At 44.4% G+C, this 2,136-nt stretch carries 2 protein-coding genes and 1 pseudogene; 2 read left to right on the top strand and 1 reads right to left on the bottom strand.

Annotated features, from left to right (window positions below):
- The first annotated feature begins 162 nt into the window (after positions 1–162).
- Both ACUVJL_RS25930 and ACUVJL_RS25925 read left to right on the top strand, forming a co-directional pair.
- Positions 163–405: a hypothetical protein gene (locus tag ACUVJL_RS25930; RefSeq protein WP_445248465.1), complete on the top strand. Its 243-nt coding sequence runs from the start codon at positions 163–165 to the stop codon at positions 403–405.
- Positions 406–893: 488 nt separating this feature from the next.
- Entirely contained in the window at positions 894–2,003 is a 1,110-nt protein-coding gene (locus ACUVJL_RS25925; protein ID WP_445248464.1) for an FAD-dependent oxidoreductase, read from the top strand.
- On the opposite strand, the pseudogene ACUVJL_RS25920 reads toward ACUVJL_RS25925, so the two are convergent.
- Positions 2,004–2,136: pseudogene (locus ACUVJL_RS25920) on the bottom strand (IS630-like element ISAcma34 family transposase); the annotation flags it as partial.

Genomic DNA, 2,136 nt, shown 5'->3' with positions numbered 1-2,136 from the left:
TATTCGGCGTTTTTATCACATCTGTACAAACTTCTCCATCGTTAAACGATTATTCGAGTTTTTCTTTGATTTTAAGCTTTTTAATAATCCTAACTTGAAAAAATACGAGGCTTTTGCACAACTCATTTAGACGTGCTATATGTTCCGAATTTCCGCAAACACATGGTCTTTCATATTACCGGAAGTCCGACGACTAACGAGCGCTTCTGTTGGTGTCCTAACGGTAATTCCTACGGTTCCAGCCTGACGCCTCGCAACATGGGGGTCGATCGACTAAATCATGAAACATCCCTCAACAATTTCTATTTCTGCAACGCCTCCTCGGGGTATCCAGGCTTTGCACCGACATTTTGGACGGGGGCGCTGCTTTATCAACGTTTATCGGGCGATGCGATTTTAGGCTAAGGAAAATTGGCAATTGGTTATTTTCCTATTTCTCTCGTTCCTTGGCTTTGCCAAGGAATGAATTTCACTCTTGCCCTGCCTCCTCTTAAAAATCTCTCGTTTCTGCTCTCGTTATCTCGTTCCTTGGCTCTGCCAAGGAATGAATTTCTGGAGGCTCTGCCTCCTCTTAAAAATGACGAGGCACAGCAACAGTGAAATACGTTTCCAGGTTCTATCTGGAAACGAGAATTTCTTCCTTCTTCCTTCTATCCTTTACATCCGTTACATCCGTTACAGAATCCGTTGCCGAACTTCCTTCTATCCTTTACATCCGTTACATCCGTTACATCCGTTACAGAATCCGTTGCCGAACTTCCTTCTTCCTTCTATCCTTTACATCCGTTACAGAATCCGTTGCCGAACTTCCTTCTTCCTTCTATCCGTTACATCCGTTACATCCGTTACAGAATCCGTTGCCGAACTTCCTTCTATCAATCTAGGAGTGAACTATGAGAATTGCAATTGTTGGGGGAGGAGCGAGCGGTATGGCAGCAGCCTACTGGCTCGATAAACAGGGGCATCACGTCACTGTGTTGGAAAAGCAGCCGATTTTAGGCGGACACATTCGGACGCTCAACAAAAATGTTGCGCCAAATCAATCAGAGTGCAATGAAATATTAGAAAATGGGGTGCTGGAATTTCCCACTGTGTTTTACAATTTCGTGGCTTTTATGCAAGAGCTAGGCGTTGAATTAGAACCCGTGCAGATTGGTTCCGCGCTGTTTCTTAAAGATGGCCGCCACTTTTTATCGGCGGTTTCGATCCGGAAGAATTTTACCGGAATCCAACGCCTAATCGAGTATTTGCGGCTAGATAGTCTCTACGCTCCTTCGGCTGCATTTATTTTAAAAATGCGGTTTGCTAAACAGCACGATTTCTACGGTGTGCCGCTTTCTCAGAGTTTGAAAAGCTCCAACATCCGCAATTATTGGCTAAAGTTGCTGACGATGTACAGCTACTCGATACCGTTTGAATCGCTCGACAATTTTCCGGCCCAATTGGCGCTGCCTGTTCTGCGCGACTATGCCTTGGTCAACTGGGTGAGGATTAAAGGCGGGGTGTATTCTTACATTGAAAAGATTCTGGAGCGGTTTAAGGGCGATATACGGCTGAATGTGGAGATTGCCCAGACTTTCAGAAGTGCTGATGCTGTAAAAATTGTGCTTTCTGATGGGGAAATCCAGGAATTTGATAAGGTGGTTTTTGCGATGCCACCAGACCAAGTGATGAGGCTGTTGTCTGACCCGACGGAGGCGGAAACGAAGCGGTTTTCGGCGTGGAAAGCCAATTATGCAACGACTGTCCTGCATTCGGATACATCAATGTACGATCGCTACGGTATCCGCAAGTTATCAGAATTTGATTTTTTCGAGACGGACCACGGATGGGGATATAATGCGAGCTTGAATCAGCTTTGCGGCATCTCATCCCCACGAGAGTACAGTTTAGCTTTTCAACTCGAGGAGTCGATCGCCAAAAAAGACATTATTCACATTCAGAAACATCACACGCCGCTGTACACTGTCGAGTCTTTTCGATATCGAGATGAAGTTAAGTAGTTAAGCAAAATTAATTACATAATTATCTCCAAATTCTTTAAGAATTATTTCGACAGATGAAACAAGAGATTGCCAGCTAGAGTAGGCATCTATTTCGAGCCATTGATATTTGATAAACCGCCACAAAATCTCA

Source organism: Microcoleus sp. OTE_8_concoct_300 (assembly GCF_031383065.1).
Classification (GTDB): Bacteria; Cyanobacteriota; Cyanobacteriia; order Cyanobacteriales; family Microcoleaceae; genus Microcoleus.
Note: the sequence above shows the minus strand (reverse complement) of the source record. Positions and strands in the feature narration are given on the sequence as shown.